The organism is Croceicoccus ponticola (genome assembly GCF_004004515.1).
GTDB lineage: Bacteria > Pseudomonadota > Alphaproteobacteria > Sphingomonadales > Sphingomonadaceae > Croceicoccus > Croceicoccus ponticola.
This window is the reverse complement of sequence record NZ_RXOL01000005.1, coordinates 151,495-169,017: the sequence shown is the minus strand read 5'-3', so window position 1 is coordinate 169,017 and position 17,523 is coordinate 151,495. Positions and strand designations below refer to the sequence as shown.

The window sequence follows — 17,523 nt, the reverse complement described above, 5'->3', positions numbered from 1 at the left end:
GACAGACATTCAAGGAACGACGCTCAGCCGCGCTGGCTGAGTGGCAGAACCTTGCGGCATAACTGCGGCAAATCTTGGGTTGTTCTGTGCCAAGTGGAGAGAGGTTAGCGTCGGACTGACACCACCAGTTTTGTCCTTCTCCGTGTGCCGGTGGCGTCGAGGCGACGGTGACGACCACACTTCCGTCCGGCTCACGGATCAATCCTGCCGTACGATCCCCTACAGAGTAGCGATTTATCGGATTTGGTATCATGTGACCTAGATCGTCGTAAGCCGTGATCGACCAAAAGGCATTTACCGGGGGCAAGGCGTCAGCGGCAAATCGAATGCGATACCGCTTCGCGCCGTGCAAGGGCCGACCATCGGCATCTACCCGACCGATAGGGTAAACAGCCTCCTCGGGGATAGCGACGTAAATTTGGTCTTTTGCGACGGCTGCTCGAAGAAGCCAGTCTGTACCAAAGCGCGGTCCGCGATAGTTGGTCGTCCACCCATTCTGCTGAGTGCCAAGGGTAAGTGAAGCCTCCGCCACTTGCGATCGACCCGTGGCAAAGCCTTCGTCAAGCAGCGATAATTTTCGCGCGGAAAGCGTCTCAGGACGAAAGCCCTGATCGGGAGTTATACCTATCTCGGCGAGCGACTGGACGATTTCACGTTCCTCCGCATTAACGTGCCATCCCTGCAGTAACGACCCTAGGCGATAGTAAAAGGGGCAGTGTCAAAGGGATGACCGGGCAGGGGGGTGACTGCTAGCTGGGCCAGATGAGCAAGGCCCATAATCCGTTCAGATACTTCCACTCCTCGCCGGACGTCATCCGCATGGTGGTGATGCTGTACGTGCGATATCCGCTGTCCCTGCTGAACGTGGAAGACTTGCTTTTCGAGCGCGGCTACGACCTATGCCACGAGACGGTTCGGCTCTGGTGGAACAGGTTCGGACCGATGTTCGCTGCCGACATCCGGCGCCAGCGGGTCAACCGGATGAAGGGGTTTCGCCAGTGGCGTTGGCACCTCGACGAAATGTACGTGAAGCTGAACGGCGAGATGGTCTATCTGTGGCGCGCGGTTGATCACGAAGGCGAGGTTCTCGAGTCCTACGTTACGAAGAAACGGGATAAATCTGCGGCTTTGGCATTCATGAAGAAGGCGCTGAAACGCCATGGCAAAGCCGAGACAATCGTCACAGATGGGCTGCGTTCCTACCCTGCGGCGATGAAGGAACTCGGCAACGAGGACCGTCGCGAGATGGGGAGGTGGCTCAACAATCGCGCCGAGAATTCGCATCTGCCATTCCGACGACGAGAGCGCGCCATGCAGCGATTTCGGCGAATGAAGTCACTGCAGAAATTCGCATCAGTCCACGCTTCCATTCACAATCACTTCAACTCGGAACGTCACCTCGTCGATCGCCAGACTTACAAGACCCGTCGCTCGGCCGCCCTGGCCGAGTGGCAGAATCTTGCGGCATGAGGGCGTAATCGTCTGGGCTTCCTTGCGCCCGGTGGAGACGAGTTCGCATTGGACTGACACCACCTGGTGGATCTCAATCCCGTACTTTCAGTTCGAAGACTGAAACCACCCTCGGAACGCCGGTCCGCCGGGGCAGCGGCAGGAAAGCGGGTCGGCAGGGCCTTTGTCGATAGGCCTGCCTATTCAGCGGATCCGATCGCGGCGCCCCGCCAGGGTGCCAGCTGCCGGGCTACGAGAGCCCAAGGGATGAGTCCTTTTAGCTTTCGAGCGCAGTGCGGCGGATGGACTCAATATCCGCAGCACCTATTCCAAGCTGGGAGAGGTAACCCTCCGCCCCGCCATGCTGGTCTTCAAGGTGCGCAAACATGGCTTCGAGATAGCGGCGGTCGGATTGTACGACCGGCTCCCATATCTCTGCCGGCACTTCGGGCGGCGTATGCTCAAGATATCGCGTTCGAATAAGATCGATGTGAGCATTTGTCATGATGTAGTCGTCATATATATCATCGCGAGAGCAGCCCAGGATCTCTAGGAACAACGCAGCCACGATCCCCGTACGATCTTTCCCGGCAGCGCAATGGAAGAGCAACGGCGTCCGATCGTCTTTCAGAAGTTGAAAAATATCGAGAATGGACTCGGCATGCTCATAAGGGATCGTTCGATACAATTTTAACATGGCTTCGACGGCAAGCGATGGTTGTATTACGGGCGCACTCATGACTTCTGGAAATCCTGCCGCGCTGTCTTTATAATCTCTGCTGTAGATTTTAGCCGTGCCGAATTTGAATGATTCGCCGGGACGGCGCTCCCGCTCCAGTGAAGACCGGAGATCATAGATGGTGGCCAAGTCCAGGCCGCGAAATATCCTCGTGTCTTCGTCGGTAAGTCCAAACAGTTCACCGGACCTGAAATATCTTCCGCGCTTTATTCTTCTGCCGCCCAGGCCGATCAGCCCGCCTAGGTCCCGCAAGTTTGCCATGCCCGTGAGAGGTATATGGCGACCGGCAGCAAATTTCTCGCCCATACTCACTGAGCTCCAGATTTGATAAAGTGTCCGGTCATTAGCCCGCTCCCTTTACGCCCCCCCCTTTGCGGTACCGATCCGAAATCCGGCTCCGATGCGTTGGGCGATCAATCGCCTGAGATTGCGCTCGCCGCGTCCTGGGTTCAGGTCGGCCGCGTCACTCCGCGCGCTGATTGCCTGTAATGCGCAGCAGATCCTCATGCAGTTCAAACCAGAGGGTGTGATAGCTTTCGATCTTCACGTCGCTTACCCACTCGATTTCACCCGCTTCCGCGCGTTCCAAAGCCCGAGTGAGTGCGGCCGTGTAGAAGGTTAACCGGGGGATCCCCTGGCTCAATTTCGCCAGGATCACTTCCACGCGGTCGTGGATTCCCCCCAGCTTGTCGATGATCGCCATGTCATAGGATTCATCGCTATGATCATTGGCGACGGTCTGGCCGCCGACATTGACTGATTGCCAATCCGTAATGAGCGACTTCAGCTCGATGTTGACATGCTCGAAACTGTTATAGGCTGCCAGGAAGACATCGTTGCGGCGAATATCGGCATATTGGCGCGAGTAATCGGCATCGAGCGCCACACGTGCCAGCGGACCCAGCGTATAGGCGCCCGATATTTCGACGACCCGGCCCGACTGCGTCGCTTCATTGAGCCGCATCGCCACCTTCTCATGTGGCCAGCAAATCAGCCTCGCCACATCTTCGGGACGGGCATATTTTTTAATGGCGAGCCCGTGAAAGACCAGAGTTGCATCCATATCCATCACTGGCCTCCCGCAAGCTGCACGCCAGTGCCCCTGCCCTTCATCGTTCGAGATGTGCGCTGATCGATCTTGTAAAGTTCGTTTGCCAGGTCGGTATGCGCATTATATTTGACCCAGGTATCGCAAAGATACCGATATTCGGGCGAGCAGATATCGGGACGAGTCTCGCGAGCCGCGGCATTGTACTCCGACAACGTCATTTTGCCGCGTGTCGTCTGGTAGGTATCGACCTTTGGGTCTAGATAGGTGCCCCCCGGCAGCGTTCCTCCGACCGAGGGCACATAATCTTCACCGGCCAGGATCGAGTAGGGAAGAGGCGTGATCGTGCCGCTGGGCCCGTCAGAGTGCTGCATCATCGTAAACGGGGAACGTTGTTGCGTCGGCAACGTGATAGAACCGACAAGTTCGCCCAGAAAACTGTCCGCATATTCGTCGTTCAGCAGCGAGCGGAAACGTTCGGCGCGCGGGTCTATTTCAAACCAGTCCTCCACCTCGAACACGCCGGCGATGTGCGCAAGGTCCTTGATTACGGCAAAATAGGTGAACGCTCCGGCATCGAGCAGCTGGTCGCGCGACCAGCCCGCCATCCGCATCCAGAGCTTGTTGGTCGCGTCCTTGATCCGGTTGCCGAGATCGACAAAGGTCGCCGTCAGCTCTTCCGCCGACCCCATGCCGACCGGGATATAACCGCCCGAAAGCGGATCGGATGTATATAGGCCGATTCCGGTCATCATGTCGGGAACGAACTCAGGCTTGGATTCAAAGCTGCCCCAGTCATCGACGATGTCGAAATGGCACCCCTCGGTCGCCATCGTCACCGTCAGATTGTTATACGGTATCTCCGCCGCAACGCCGTCCAGCCATGGCAATGAGCATTCGCCCAGGTCCATGAAATCCCGGATCAACAATTGCCGTGTACCGTCCAGCCTGAACGGCCCGGTATTGTGAAGATTCAACCGGCTTTCACAGGCGGAGAGGAAGCAATATTGAGATGTCGCGGCCATAAAGCCGTGCGCCGCCTCGTGGAGCGGATCGCCCGACGAACAGTCGAACATGTCCGCCGCGAACACTTCCAGCAGACGGTGCGGCGCAATCTGCGCGCGATGCCCGAATTCACGGTTGGTGAGATGCCCGTCGTTGCGATGGCGGGCCAACTGAAAGCGTTTCCAGAAATCGAGTACATAGACGATGTCCTCGGCCGCGTCCTGGGGACGGATCAACCCATAGGACAACAGGCATTCGCGACCGAGCAGATAGAAGGCGGGCAGGCTCCAGCCCATATGCAGGCTCCCTACCTTCACCCCCATATTGCGGGCGAGATCGCCGAGTTCCTCAGCCGTCATCCTTTCCTCGATCTTGCGCAGCAGGGAGGGGTAGCGATAAAAGGCGTTCAAATAGGAAAACAGGATGTATGCCGAAACGGGAAATAATTTCGATCCCTGCACCGTGCGCGTCAGGCACAGCCAATAGGTTTCATCCCCATTAGTCTGCATAACATTGTTAGCTTCAAGCAATTGTGCGTAGGAAAGCGGGGTTTGAGGACTTTTGAAAATCATCGCGGAAGCCTCCAGATGTGTGCCGTCATTTCCTGCCCTGCTTGATAGGCCTCGGCGGTCTTGGCCGGGGCACTGACCTCCACTTCGACACTATCGCCATCCCGAACGCCTGAAAGCTTTGCGTTCATCAGGCACGGGATACCAAACTCCCGGGTCAGGATACCCAGATGCGAGCGCACGGTTCCGCCCGCGCAAATAACGGCCGTGAACTGTTCGAGAATCGGCGCGGTCAGCGTACCGCCGCTGTCGGCGATGATGGCTATCGTCCCGGCGGGAACACCGTTGCGCATATAGTCTATGACGTCCTCGCTCGTGCGAACATAGCGCGCTATGCCCACGATGTTCGTATTGCGCCGGACCACATTGTCGCCGCATCCGCACAATTCGCGTCCAGCCTCGTCCGGGGAAGCTGTCGGCGCGTCGGGATGAGCGAAGGCGCCTCCCCCATCAGCGTCCGCATCGTCGGTGGACTTGTATATTTCCGGCCGATCGCGGGCAGACGCATTCGACGAGGAGGAAAAGCGGTATCCCGTCGCGAGGATCTTGCCCTCAAGGGCGTCGATGTCAGCCTTCGTGACCAGCGCTTCCGAAGTGCCCAAGGCGAATGAAGACCAATCCCCTCCGCTCTCTTCCAGCCTCTTTCTGACGAGATCACGGACGAGGCCGTTGACCGCCTCGACGAGCGGGAACACCGGCGCGCGGTAGAAATAGTCGGTGTCCGTGTATAGCCTCATACATACTCCCAAAACTTCCCCGATCCATCTCAAGAGGCGGGTTATCAGCTTTTACGCTTCGCATGATCGAGCAGGGCCGTGCGGCGGGGCCGCGATCATGCCCATGCGCGCATCAGACGCTGGCGGTCGTGCCGCCGTCGATTACCAGGGTCGAGCCATTGCAATAGGAAGCTTCGTCGGAAGCAAGGAAAAGACACCCGTTTGCAATTTCGATGGGACGGCCGGCCCGCCCCATCGGCGACAACTGGGTCGCGGTCGATTCATCCTCGAAGTGATGAATCATGCTGGCGATCATCGGCGTATCGACGAACCCGGGACACAGACTGTTCGCGCGGATGCCATCCTTGGCGTAGGCGATGCAGAGCGAGCGGGTGAAGTTCACCACAGCCGCCTTTGCCGACGAATAGGCGTGAGCATCAGCCGTGCCGCCCAGTCCGAAAATGCTCGCGACATTGACGATCGAACCGCTGCCCTGCTCGATCATGTGGGGCAGTACCGCGCGGGCTGCATAGAAGCAGGCATCCAGATCGACGCGCATGACTTCGCGCCAGTTGCCGTCGGAAAGTCCGTTGGCGGCACCCATACTGCCGGGCAGCACGTCCTTGAGCGCATAACCGACACCCGCCGCATGAACGAGTATGTCTACGCGGCCATAGCGTTCGATCGTAACGGCGATCACATTATCCATCGCACCGGAATCGCCGATATCGGCCGCAACCACGAAACCCTCGCCGCCAGCCTTCGAAATTTCACCCAACGCGTCATCGAGATGCGATTTGGTACGGCTGGTTCCGACAACTCGCGCACCTTCGGCAGAAAACAGATTGAAGCAGGCGCGGCCGATGCCGGAACTTGCTCCAGTAATAACCGCAACTTTATCAGTTAGCCGCCCCATATTCCTCTCCATGATTCAGCACACTCATTTCTTATTTTTTGGGATGTCGTTTCCCATATTCGACGCTGCTGGCCTTAATATGCGAAACCACTAATAACTATGACTTTACTTCAGCTTAGTATCGGAATGCGTGCCTTGCACGACCTGTTCGCGTTTCAGAGACACGAATCATGTAGAATAAGAATGTAGGACAGTCAACCTCCCCGACGCTTTTGAGGCTACAGGATGTCCTACAATTCCGTAATATCGAGTTGACCTACAGTAGCTTTGGCCCTAGCACGATAGCGCACAAATCGAATCGTGCTGACGAATCGCTCGGTTCACTGCGGTTCCCAGGACAGCCGGCAAGGCGAAGCCCAGCCTCAAACCGTGGGGCAGCGGAGCCAAGCGACTTTCGAGCAGAGGCAGTGATCAGCCAATATTGGCGATCGAGACGACAAAAATGGAGGGGACTGTAAAAATGGAGGGGACTGTTATGTCGAGAAAGATGCACAGCCAATATATGTTGCTGTCGACTGTGGCGATTATCATGTCCGTTACTGCTCCGGCCGTAGCGCAGGCTCAGGCAAATGACGCCGTGCCTGAAGCAGCCGATGCCGACGGATCATCCAGCACCGTGGACGAGATCATCGTCACGGCCAATAAGCGCGAGCAGAAACTCAGCGATGTCGGCGTTACGGTTACAGCACTGAGCGGGGCAGCGCTGAAAGCACAGGGCATATCCGACATTGCATCTCTCGCTCAATTGACGCCGGGCCTGACCTACGCGCCGACGCCGAGCAGCACGCCGGTGTATACCATCCGCGGCGTCGGATTCTTCGAACCATCCCTGGCGGCCTATCCCGATGTCAGCCTTTATCTCGACCAGGTGCCCATGCCCTTTCCTGTCCTCGCGACCCATGTCGCGTTCGACCTAGAACGGGTCGAAGTGCTGAAGGGGCCGCAGGGAACCCTCTTTGGCAACAATGCAACGGGCGGCGCGGTGAACCTGATTCATGCGAAGCCGACGCCGACGTTCGAGGCCGGCGCCGATCTTAGCTACGGCCGCTTCAATACCGCTGAACTGAACGGCTTTGTGAGCGGACCGATCTCCGATACACTCACTGCCCGCTTCGCTATTCGCGCTGTGCGCGGGGATGATTGGCAGAAAAGCTATACGCGCACCAACCAGCCCGTGCCGCCGGAATATCTGGCCGTGGGTGTGCCGGACAATCCCGGACGCAGGCAGGATACGCTGGGCGCCAAGAACAACACCGCCGCCCGGCTGACGCTGGATTGGAAGCCGTCCGATCGGCTGAGCACCTCCTTTGTTCTGACGGGCTGGCTGGACCGCGATGATCCGACCGCGCCGCAGAAAATCGCCACCCAGCCTGGCAATCTTCCCGGCTCGACTGGCCCTGCGGGAACCGTTCCGGCCGATCTACCGATCTTTCTCTATCCCGTCGCGCCGAATAACGCCCGGGCGGCTGACTGGACGCCCAGCATTCGGCCCTATTCCGACAGCAAATACTGGCAGACGTCCCTTCGCGCCGACTATGAACTGAACGATGACCTGACGCTTACCTCGATCAGTTCCTACGCCAATCTGCGGTTCCTGAACGCCAATGAATATGACGGCACGGCTCTGATAGCGACCGATCTTGCCCGCGACTATGGGCGGATCAACACCCTCTCGCAGGAAATCCGGCTGGCCAATGCACCCAGAAATCCGCTGAGGTGGGTTCTGGGGGGCAACCTCGAACGGTCGCGTGTCTATGAGGTGATCGACTATCGTTATGTCGATGCTTCGACGTTCTTCGTCCTTGGCCTACCTGCCAACCGCTATGATTCCGACCAGAAGATGCGCAATTACGCACTATTCGGAAACGTCGAATATGATCTTGCCGACTGGTTGAAGCTGAAGGGCGGCGTACGCCATACCCGGGCCAATCGCAGCACGGTCAACGCGGGCTATCAGGCCCCCGGGACTTCGGAACCGGGACCGTTCGGGCCCGACGCCACGACCAATTTCTTCAACGCAATCTATCAGGCTGTCTTCGGCCCGCGGGTGCCACTGGTCACGGTGGGAGAGTCCTACGTCATCGATACGCGCGTCAATCCGGACGGAACGCCGGTCGACCCGGCAACCTACCTCATCCCGGGCCCCTTCCGGGATAAGCTCAAGGAACGGAACACGTCATGGAGCGTGGGCGTCGACATCAAGCCAAAACAGGGTCTGCTCGCCTATCTGAACGTGTCGAAGGGCTATAAGGCGGGGAGCTATCCGACCCTGTCGGGCGTAATTTACGACGCCTACTCTCCCGTTGTGCAGGAAAAGCTGCTGAGCGTCGAAGGAGGCATCAAGGCCGACTTGTTCGACAGGGCGGTGTCCTTCAGTGGCGCAGCTTTCTATTATGACTATCAGGACAAGCAGACCAGGGCCAAGTTTGTGGATCCGATCTTCGGCCCGCTGGACAAGCTGGTGAATGTGCCCAAGTCCAAGATCAAGGGTGCAGAAGCCGAAATCAGCCTTCGTCCGGTCGAAGGCCTGACAATGACTGCGGGCGTCACTTATCTTGATGCCAAGGTGGATAAATATGTGGGGGTCATCGACGAAGCGACCGATCCCGTTAGCGGCCTGAGAATTCCAGTGACCGCATCCTTCAGCGGCGTCGATCTGCCTTTCGCGCCAGACTGGCAATATTCGGCGCGTGCGGATTATAACTTCCCGCTGTCCCAAAGCCTCGGCGGGTTCGTTGGCATCGGCGTCAACGGTCAGTCGAAATCGATCGGCATTCTAACGGTGTCGGAGGCGGAACGCAGCGTCTACGAGATTAATGCCCGTGCGATCGTGAACGCCAATATCGGTATCAAGTCTTCGTCTGGAGACTGGAAAGTCCAGATTTGGGGAAAGAATATCTTCAACAAATATTATTGGACGAGCACTATTCGTGCATATGATGTCGTGATCCGCTATCCGGCAAGGCCGGCCGAATATGGAGTTACTCTTTCCCATCGTTTCTGACGTCAGAGGCGAGCGAAGGTATCTGGCTCCATGACTTCAAGGTCATGGAGCCAGTTGCTTCACAGGTGGAAATGCTTTCTTGAACCGAACGCGGCGGTAAAGCGCCACGGTGCGGCGCTTCAGCTTTGCTGGGACAGCTCAATTGCGCGACTCCTGAGTCAGTCCGCCCAGCAGTCAGGCGCTCAGTCGGGCGCGAACGCCCCATCGGGCATAGCCATCGTGGTCTCAATGTTCCGCTTCATATGGCGCCGCATGGCACGCTCGGCGGCTTGCGGATTGCCGACAATGACGGCGTTGGCAATGGCGACATATTCGGCCAAGCGCTTTTCGATGTCGTCCGGGCCGAAGAATTGCTGGGTCTGCAATCGTATCAGATGAACGCGCTTCGTGGGCATCACGGACTCAAGCTGGGTATTTTTCCCGACTTCTATGAGCAAATCATAGAATTGCCGCCGCCGCTCGAAAAGCTCGGGTGTGCTGGTCCGGCTCGATGTCAAGAAATTCAGCCATTCCTGCATCAGTCGTTTGCGCTCGCCGGACGTATCATCGGCGACTGCTTCCGCCGCCAGACGCGCAATCAGCGCGGTAAGCGATTCCAGCACGATTTCGAGGTCCAGCACCTCGCGCCTGGTCAAGAGGCGGATATAGGCCCCGCGGTGCGGAGTCAGCGTGACGACTCCTTCGGCGTCCAGACGCTTCAGTGCCTCGCGAACCGGCCCGCGGCTCACGCCAAGCGCCTGGGTGAGATCAGCCTCGATAAGCTTCTGCCCCGGTACGTAGCGCCCAGTCAGAATGCCGCGGGTGATGGCGTCAATCACCCGCTCGGGCGAACTCAGCGGAATGTCCGACGACATCCCCGTTTCAGGAAATGCCAAGCGCTTCCGGTCTTTGATCTTCACGAAAGCCATATTCACCTTGCAGTTTTATTAGGAGAAATCAGCCCAAGGAGTAAGCGCACCCCCGCGCCCTCTTCCATTCCGACGCCATTTACACCGACCAACCGCCAGGAAGCGGTCGAATTCAGCGATGGACGCGCCAGGCGACATATCCTCACAAATCCAAATTGTAGTGCATTTTCGTATTTCATCAACCCTTATCGCTCCGTTGTTTCAGCGCCGACGGTTGCGGACGCCGCCCCCTCTCTCCAAGCGATACATCGTCTATCTAAGACTGATGGATTGTAGGGCAATAATGTCTATGCATAATGTCCTTCGATATGCTATGGATTACTCTCGCTTGCGCCGCGTGGCCGCAGGATCCGCACGACCGACGTTTCAAAGGCGATTCCTCGCTGCTGGAAGACGGGCGAAAAGAGAGGTTAGATGGATGTCAGAAGCAACCGATGTGCTTGCAAAGCCGGATTCCATTCAGGGGGGGGATCGAGTTCGATCACCGCCGATGAAATTCGCCAGTTGTTCGATTGCGCGTTTCCCGAACTGGTCTTCCATGCCCACAGGGTGCATATCCAGAATTTCGACCCCGGGGTCATACAACTCGCCACTCTGCTCTCGATCAAGACCGGCGGGTGTCCTGAAGATTGTGGATATTGCACGCAATCCACGCACGCAGACAGCGGAATAAAGGCTTCTCGCCTCATGGACGCCGACGCGGTGCTGGCGGCAGCGCAGACCGCGCGCGATCGCGGGGCCACCCGCTTCTGCATGGGTGCGGCATGGCGCAATCCCAAGGATCGCGACATGGGCCGGCTGTGCGAAATGGTACGCGGGGTCAAGGCGATGGGCCTCGAAACATGTATGACTTTGGGGATGCTGAGCGAGAAGCAGAGCGAACAGTTGGCCGATGCAGGACTCGACTTTTATAATCACAATCTGGACAGTTCCCGCGATTTTTATGGGAAGATCATTACCAGCCGCGCCTATGATGATCGCCTGTCCACCCTCGCCCGTGCGCGCAAGGCTGGAATGGCGCTATGTTGCGGCGGCATCCTGGGCATGGGCGAAACTCGAAACGACCGCGTGGACCTGATACATGAACTCGCCCGGATGGATCCGGCGCCGGAGAGCGTGCCCATCAACGCACTGGTGCCTGTCGAGGGGACGGCGCTGGGCGATCAAAGCGCGGCAGGACAGTTGCAGGACATCGATCCGTTGGAATTCGTCCGTACCGTCGCCGTCGCACGAATCGCCATGCCAGCATCGGTAATCCGCTTGTCGGCAGGCCGCGAGGCGATGTCCGACGAGTTGCAGGCGCTTTGCTTCCTGGCAGGCGCAAATTCCATCTTCTCCGGCGACGTCCTCCTCACGGCGCCCAACGGCTCCGCGGACCGCGACCGGAGACTGTTCGACCGCCTCGGCCTGCGCGCGGCCCCGCAAGACATCTAGGCGGCCGAGGGCTGAGCAGCTAAGCCGACCCTCACAAATCCGACCATGTTGGCCAGGCTTGTGGGGGTGCGGCGGTTATGTTCAGGCAGCAGCTGGCTGTGCAGCTTGCCAATCGCGCTTGATCTTCTTGGCCAGACTCCAACGATGGACTTCCGACGGGCCGTCGTAGATACGAAATGCTCGCACCTCCCGGAATATCAGTTCGACGATCGTGTCGCGGCTCACGCCGGTGCCCCCCATGATCTGCACGCATCGATCGGCGACACGAAACAGAGCTTCAGAGACCGCAACCTTCGTCATCGAGCTTTCCGTCGTTCCGGGAGCGCCGGTATCCAGCGTGTGCGCACACCAGTCGGTTATGAGCTCCGCCTGTTTGAGGTCGATGAGATTGTCGGCCAACATGAATCCCACGCCTTCATGGTCCACCAGCGGTTTGCCAAAAGCCAGCCGGCGGTTGGCATAGGCGGTCGCGATCTCCTGCGCCCGTAAGCAAGCCCCGTGCCAACGCATGCAATGCGAAAGCCGCGCGGGCGCGAGACGGATCTGGGCATATTTGAAGCCCTCGCCGCTGTTACCCAGCATCTGATCGGCAGGAACTCGGAGATTTTCTATGGCAACAACCGCATGTCCGCCCGGCATCGTCTCGTCAATGGTGTCAATGACACGCTCCACGCGGATTGCCGGATCCGGAAGATCGACCAAGAACATGCATGCGCCCTCGCCTGACTGCGCCATGACAATGCCGACCTGCGCGCCTTCGACGCCGGTGATGAACGCTTTGCGGCCATTAATTACCCAATGATTGCCGTCGCGCGCGCAGCTCGTCATCATCATGGATGGGTCTGACCCTGCGCCATTCTCGGACGCTGGTTCGGTCATGAAAAAGGCCGAGCGCGCACGCCCCTCGACCAGCGGACGCAGAAAACGCGCCTGGAGTTCCGAATTGGCGATCTTCCCAAGCAGGAACATGTTGCCTTCATCGGGCGCAGCCGTGTTCAACGCGACGGGGCCGAGCGGGGATAGTCCGGAAGCCCTTAGCACTATTGCGGTTTCCCGCTGCGACAAATGGTTCCCGTCGGTCAGGATATGCGGCGTCATCAGCCCCGCTTCGCGCGCATGGGTCCGCATATCCCCTACCATTTCTTCAGAAGGGCCGTGCGCGCCCCAGCGCGCGTCGGTTTCATAAGGGATGATTGTTTCCCGCACGAAGTGCTCCACACGTTGCGCGAGTTTTCGCGCCTCTTCGATTCCAATGCCATGTCCACTCACAAATGTTTCCTTTCCGTTGATCTGAAGAAGCGAGAGGGGTGTCGACAGCGCGCCGCGGGCGGGCCGCCTGCTACCTGTAAGAAGACTCTATTGGGTGCTGGCCGGGGATGTTCGGCGCTGCGCCTTCGAGCGGCGTCCATACAGTCTGTTCGATAAGTTGTCCGGCAGAAGCTTACTAAAGAAGGACGATTATGTACAGTGATATTGTAGGACAATCAAGGCGCTATATGGGTTGTTCTAGCCGTCCCGACGAGGAGCGCAGGGCAACGGATCGCAGGCCCAGCTTCGACCCTGCGCCCACGCTGACGTCTGCGGCACCGAAAAGCTATAAACGAGCCGTTGACTGTCCTACAATTTTATTGTACATGATTCGGCAAGAGCATTGAGGGATTACAACGAAAGGACGTCAAAAGGGGCGGTAGCGGTACGTTTTTGGTCCGAATGAATCTATCAGCGGTGCAATTGCGCCCTTTGCAGTGGAGCAAGAATGGGCACGTGTTGATACCAGCCAAGAACTAGTGCCCCGTTCTCTTCTTCTGCCCGCTTTTCAAACGCCGCTGGCATTAGGCCATCGCAGCCAAGGCGAAGTACTCTGGCCTGTCTGCGGATCCTGCGGCGTGGGTATACACAAGACAGTGCCGCACAGCGCCCATGATTGCCAGGATGACCGAGCGTCATGATGGACAAGCGGTTGATGCTTGGGAGCGGTCGGCAGAATTGCAATTTAGCGCGGAGAATCGCGCCATCATTGGGTGAGGAGGCCTGAAATGCTCACTTTGATCGGCGATTGGGTCATCCCGATCGACGGAACGTCATTGCCCGACAAAAGCGTCATCGGGGGCAAGGCCTGGTCGATCGCGCGAATGCGGAGGCTGGGGTTGAGCGTCCCGCCCGCGTTCGTCATCACGACGGTAGCCTGCAAAGCATATTTTGAACGGGGCGGCCTGACGGAAGAGCTTGAACAGCAGATCGATGCCGGCGTGAAATGGCTCGAACAGGTGAGCGGGCGCAGGTTGGGCGCCGGTCCTTCCCCCCTTCTCGTGTCGGTTCGGTCGGGAGCACCCATCTCGATGCCGGGCATGATGGATACAGTGCTGAACCTGGGCATCACTGCGGAAACCGAGAAATTGCTGGCTGAGGAATGCGGATCACCACATTTTGCCCACGATACGCACCGGCGCTTTCTCGATCTCTACGCCAGTGTCGTAATGAAGGCGCCTTCGCTCGAACTGTCGGGCCAGGGCGATCCGGAGCAGTGGCACGGCGCAATCCGGACGGCAACAGGCAAGGATGTGCCGGAAAATGTCTCCGAGCAGCTTCGCGCGACAGTAGTCGCCGTCTTCGATTCTTGGAATTCGCGCCGCGCCAAGCGCTATCGGGCACATCACGGAATCGCCGAAGACCTCGGCACTGCCGTGACGGTGCAGGCGATGGTATTTGGCAACCGCGATGAACGTTCGGGCACGGGCGTCCTTTTCAGCCGTAACCCGCTCACCGGCGAGCGTAAGCCCTATGGGGAATATCTGCCCCGGGCGCAGGGGGAAGACATTGTTTCGGGCAAGCACACCCCCCAGCCACTAAGCGCGATGCAACGCGATAATCCCGCCGCACTTGAAGAACTGCTGCGAGCGGCGGAACAACTGGAACAGACAGAATGCGACGTCCAGGATATCGAGTTCACCATCGAGAGTGGAAAGCTTTACCTGCTCCAGACGCGGACCGCCAAGCGCGCGCCGCACGCGGCCGCACGCATCGCCGCCGATATGGCGATCGAAGGATTGATTGAGCCAGCGGAAGCTCTGACGCGCATATCGCCCGAACAGATCCGCACGATGTTGCGTCCGCGCTTGGCAGAAGACGCTGCGACGAGCGCGCATGTTCTGGCGACGGGCGAAAGCGCATCACCCGGCGTCGGCTACGGCATCGTCGTTGCCGACCCGGATGAAGCCGAACGGCGCGCGCAGGCGGGTGAGCAGGTGGTCCTTGCCCGCGTCACGACCAGCCCCAATGATCTCCACGGCATGATCGCCGCCTGCGCGATCTTGACGGAACAGGGCGGGTCCACGTCGCACGCGGCCGTAGTCGGCCGGGCGCTGGGCAAGCCCTGCGTGGTGGGATGCGGCGCGGGAACGGTTGAAGCGATTGTGGGCCAATGGGTCACGGTCGATGGGCAGGCCGGCACGATTTTTGAAGGACGGCTGGCGGTGGTCGCGCCGGATGAAGAGCATGATCCCGTGTTGAGGCAGCTCATCTACTGGGCACGGGAACGGACCTTGGTAAAAGTTGAAGCGGCGGGCAACGCCGATACCCCGGCCACGCCATTCGACCAGATAGATATCGGAAATCGAAGCGAGCTCGCCGCGGCATTCGAAGCGCTCAAGCCCGGCGCTACGGTGTCGGGCGCCATCTTCGCGGAAAATGACGAAGCCGTGCGAAACGCGATTGCTGCCGGCGCATCGACCATCGTCACTCGACCCCAACTCCCTGCCCTTCTGGCAGCCGTTAGCGCCGCTCCGCGCTGAAAGGACAAATTGCGTGGGAAGCCTGCCTTTTCAAGATATCGAGAAAATTGCCTGCGCGTTCGAGCGAAGCGAGTGGCGGACGCTGCACTTGCAGATCGGCGATGCGGAACTTTTCCTTGCCAAGGATGCCGATGCCCGGCCGCCGTCTGCTGCTGCGGCGCCCGTCACGACGAAATCCGGGACGAGCAACCAGCCAGAGCGGGCGCCCGTCCGGCCGGCCGCCAAGGCGAAACCCGAGGACACCGCGCCAGCGGAGATACCCGATGGGTGGAGCGTGGTGACGGCGCAGAGCCTTGGCACCTTTTACCGTGCGTCCAAGCCTGGTGCGCCAGTATTCGTAGAAATCGGTCAGGCGGTTACGCCCGAAAGCGAACTTTGCCTGATCGAGGTCATGAAGCTGTTCACCACCATGCGCGCGGGCATCAGCGGTACTGTGCGCCATATCTATGGGCGGGACGGTGATCTGGTAGAGGTCGGCCAGCCACTGTTTGTGATCGAACCCGATGCCTGAGGGGGACACCATGAGGCACAAGCTCTTCGTTGCCAATCGCGGTGAGATAGCGCTCCGGATCATCCGTTCGGCCCAGGAGCTGGGGCTGGAAACCGTCCTTGGTGTATCCAGTGCCGACGTTGACAGCGTCGGGGCACAACGGGCTGACCGCGTCGTGGTCCTGGGCCCGGCCCCGGCACGCGATTCCTATCTCGACGCCGCCCTGGTCGTGCATGCGGCCAGGGAAACAGGCTGCACCGCCCTCCATCCGGGCTACGGCTTTCTATCGGAGCGCGCCGAACTGGCCGAACTCTGCCGGCGCGAGGGATTGATCTTCGTCGGTCCCGGGCCGGAGTCGATCCGGGCCGTTGGCGACAAGCTTTCCGCTCGTGCACTCGCACGGCAAGCGGGCGTCCCGCTGACGAGCGGCAGCGAAAAGGTCGGCGACGTAGCGCAGGCGCTGACTATCGCGCAGGATATCGGATATCCCGTCATCACCAAGGCTTCGGCGGGCGGCGGCGGTCGCGGCATGGTGGTTGCCTACGGCCCCGACGACCTCAAGACCTCGTTCGATCAGGCGTCCACCACCGCGCGCGAGGCATTTGGCGACGGCACGCTCTATCTCGAACGCTATGTGGAAGTGGCCCGCCATGTAGAAGTCCAGGTCGTGGGCGACGGCGAGGGGCGCATAGTCCATTTCGGTGAGCGCGACTGCTCAGTTCAGCGCCGCTACCAGAAGATGATAGAGGAAGCGCCCGCCGCCATCCTTCCTCCTGAAGTCCGCAGCAGGCTGCAGGAAGCGGCAATCTCGCTGCTCTCGTCGATCAACTATCGCAATGCCGGGACGGTAGAGTTCCTATACGATGTCGAGCGACAGGATTTCTTCTTCATGGAGGTAAACGCCCGCATCCAAGTGGAACATCCAGTCTCCGAAGAGATTACGGGAGTCGATCTGGTAGCCGCCCAGCTGCGGCTCGCAACGGGCACCGGATCGTTGCCCGATCAGGCGCAAGTGCAAACTCACGGCCATGCCATCGAGGTCCGCATCATCGCGGAAGACCCGGAAAATGATTTTGCGCCAAGTCCGGGTCGCATCACGCGCTGGGAGCCGCCGGTCGGCAAGGGCATTCGGATCGACAGCGCCGCCCAGGCCGGCACGCTGGTCTCCCCTTATTATGACAGCATGATCGCCAAGCTGATCGTTCATGCCGACAACCGCGAAGCGGCAGTAGCGCTGTTGGCCGACGCACTGGACGCATTCGTGATCGAAGGGATCGCGACGAACATTCCCCTACTGCGCGAAATCGTGGCTCATGAGGATTATCGCGCCAACGCCATCAACACCCGCTGGCTGGAAACGACTTTCCTGCCGAACCGCCAAACCGCCCGCTAGAGCGGCGACGCCGAATATCGATATGGAATATGCAGTGCAGGCACAGCGTCGCGATAGTCAG

At 59.1% G+C, this 17,523-nt stretch carries 14 protein-coding genes; 6 read left to right on the top strand and 8 right to left on the bottom strand.

Annotated elements, in window-relative coordinates; translation table 11 throughout:
- On the bottom strand, nt 1-532 hold a 532-nt coding region (locus EKN06_RS16185; protein WP_164844058.1), incomplete at its 3' end, for a DUF1214 domain-containing protein.
- 230 nt (nt 533-762) lie between these two features.
- On the opposite strand from EKN06_RS16185, the gene EKN06_RS12160 reads away from it, so the two are divergent.
- Nucleotides 763-1,470 (top strand): IS6 family transposase, encoded by a 708-nt coding sequence (locus tag EKN06_RS12160; protein WP_127613176.1) that lies wholly within the window; start codon nt 763-765, stop codon nt 1,468-1,470.
- A 256-nt stretch (nt 1,471-1,726) separates the two neighbouring features.
- Here EKN06_RS12160 and EKN06_RS12155 read toward each other — a convergent pair whose 3' ends face one another.
- From EKN06_RS12155 to EKN06_RS12135, 5 genes are all read right to left on the bottom strand, one after another.
- The gene (locus EKN06_RS12155) at nt 1,727-2,494 is read right to left on the bottom strand and encodes a tyrosine-protein phosphatase (protein ID WP_127613175.1); all 768 of its coding nucleotides are present in this window, start codon (nt 2,492-2,494) and stop codon (nt 1,727-1,729) included.
- A gap of 157 nt (nt 2,495-2,651) precedes the next feature.
- Nucleotides 2,652-3,257: a hypothetical protein gene (locus EKN06_RS12150; protein WP_127613174.1), complete on the bottom strand. Its 606-nt coding sequence runs from the start codon at nt 3,255-3,257 to the stop codon at nt 2,652-2,654.
- Nucleotides 3,257-4,750: a hypothetical protein gene (locus EKN06_RS12145; protein WP_127613173.1), complete on the bottom strand. Its 1,494-nt coding sequence runs from the start codon at nt 4,748-4,750 to the stop codon at nt 3,257-3,259. Before EKN06_RS12145 ends, EKN06_RS12150 begins: the two co-directional genes overlap by 1 nt.
- A 59-nt stretch (nt 4,751-4,809) precedes the next feature.
- Nucleotides 4,810-5,505 (bottom strand): PEP-utilizing enzyme, encoded by a 696-nt coding sequence (locus EKN06_RS12140; RefSeq protein WP_240654894.1) that lies wholly within the window; start codon nt 5,503-5,505, stop codon nt 4,810-4,812.
- A 154-nt stretch (nt 5,506-5,659) separates the two neighbouring features.
- Nucleotides 5,660-6,442: an SDR family NAD(P)-dependent oxidoreductase gene (locus EKN06_RS12135; protein ID WP_205693887.1), complete on the bottom strand. Its 783-nt coding sequence runs from the start codon at nt 6,440-6,442 to the stop codon at nt 5,660-5,662.
- A gap of 421 nt (nt 6,443-6,863) precedes the next feature.
- Here EKN06_RS12135 and EKN06_RS12130 point away from each other — a divergent pair, with 421 nt between their 5' ends.
- Nucleotides 6,864-9,446 (top strand): TonB-dependent receptor, encoded by a 2,583-nt coding sequence (locus EKN06_RS12130; RefSeq protein WP_127613170.1) that lies wholly within the window; start codon nt 6,864-6,866, stop codon nt 9,444-9,446.
- A gap of 182 nt (nt 9,447-9,628) precedes the next feature.
- Here EKN06_RS12130 and EKN06_RS12125 read toward each other — a convergent pair whose 3' ends face one another.
- A complete protein-coding gene (locus EKN06_RS12125) occupies nt 9,629-10,345 on the bottom strand; it encodes a GntR family transcriptional regulator (protein WP_164844057.1) in 717 nt (238 codons plus the stop codon).
- Between the two features lie 489 nt (nt 10,346-10,834).
- On the opposite strand from EKN06_RS12125, the gene bioB reads away from it, so the two are divergent.
- A complete protein-coding gene (gene bioB, locus EKN06_RS12120; protein WP_240654908.1) occupies nt 10,835-11,788 on the top strand; it encodes a biotin synthase BioB in 954 nt (317 codons plus the stop codon).
- Nucleotides 11,789-11,869: 81 nt separating this feature from the next.
- On the opposite strand, the gene EKN06_RS12115 is transcribed toward bioB, so the two are convergent.
- On the bottom strand, nt 11,870-13,057 hold the full coding sequence (locus tag EKN06_RS12115) for an acyl-CoA dehydrogenase family protein (protein ID WP_127613167.1): 1,188 nt from the start codon (nt 13,055-13,057) through the stop codon (nt 11,870-11,872).
- Between the two features lie 767 nt (nt 13,058-13,824).
- On the opposite strand from EKN06_RS12115, the gene EKN06_RS12110 reads away from it, so the two are divergent.
- From EKN06_RS12110 to EKN06_RS12100, 3 genes are read left to right on the top strand one after another with little or no spacing between them, the layout of a single operon-like run.
- The gene (locus EKN06_RS12110; protein WP_127613166.1) at nt 13,825-15,579 is read left to right on the top strand and encodes a pyruvate, phosphate dikinase; all 1,755 of its coding nucleotides are present in this window, start codon (nt 13,825-13,827) and stop codon (nt 15,577-15,579) included.
- Nucleotides 15,580-15,592: 13 nt separating this feature from the next.
- Nucleotides 15,593-16,090, top strand: coding sequence for an acetyl-CoA carboxylase biotin carboxyl carrier protein (locus EKN06_RS12105; protein ID WP_240654891.1), 498 nt, complete (start codon nt 15,593-15,595; stop codon nt 16,088-16,090).
- A 10-nt stretch (nt 16,091-16,100) separates the two neighbouring features.
- The gene (locus EKN06_RS12100; RefSeq protein WP_127613164.1) at nt 16,101-17,462 is read left to right on the top strand and encodes an acetyl-CoA carboxylase biotin carboxylase subunit; all 1,362 of its coding nucleotides are present in this window, start codon (nt 16,101-16,103) and stop codon (nt 17,460-17,462) included.
- Nucleotides 17,463-17,523: the final 61 nt, after the last annotated feature.

What these genes read in the sequence shown, in the direction of transcription:
- EKN06_RS12160 (WP_127613176.1), top strand. Translation starts at nt 763, where the DNA reads ATGAGCAAGGCCCATAATCCGTTCAGATACTTCCACTCCTCGCCGGAC.
- EKN06_RS12155 (WP_127613175.1), bottom strand. Translation starts at nt 2,494, where the DNA reads ATGGGCGAGAAATTTGCTGCCGGTCGCCATATACCTCTCACGGGCATG.
- EKN06_RS12150 (WP_127613174.1), bottom strand. Translation starts at nt 3,257, where the DNA reads ATGGATATGGATGCAACTCTGGTCTTTCACGGGCTCGCCATTAAAAAA.
- EKN06_RS12145 (WP_127613173.1), bottom strand. Translation starts at nt 4,750, where the DNA reads ATGCAGACTAATGGGGATGAAACCTATTGGCTGTGCCTGACGCGCACG.
- EKN06_RS12135 (WP_205693887.1), bottom strand. Translation starts at nt 6,442, where the DNA reads ATGGGGCGGCTAACTGATAAAGTTGCGGTTATTACTGGAGCAAGTTCC.
- EKN06_RS12110 (WP_127613166.1), top strand. Translation starts at nt 13,825, where the DNA reads ATGCTCACTTTGATCGGCGATTGGGTCATCCCGATCGACGGAACGTCA.
- EKN06_RS12100 (WP_127613164.1), top strand. Translation starts at nt 16,101, where the DNA reads ATGAGGCACAAGCTCTTCGTTGCCAATCGCGGTGAGATAGCGCTCCGG.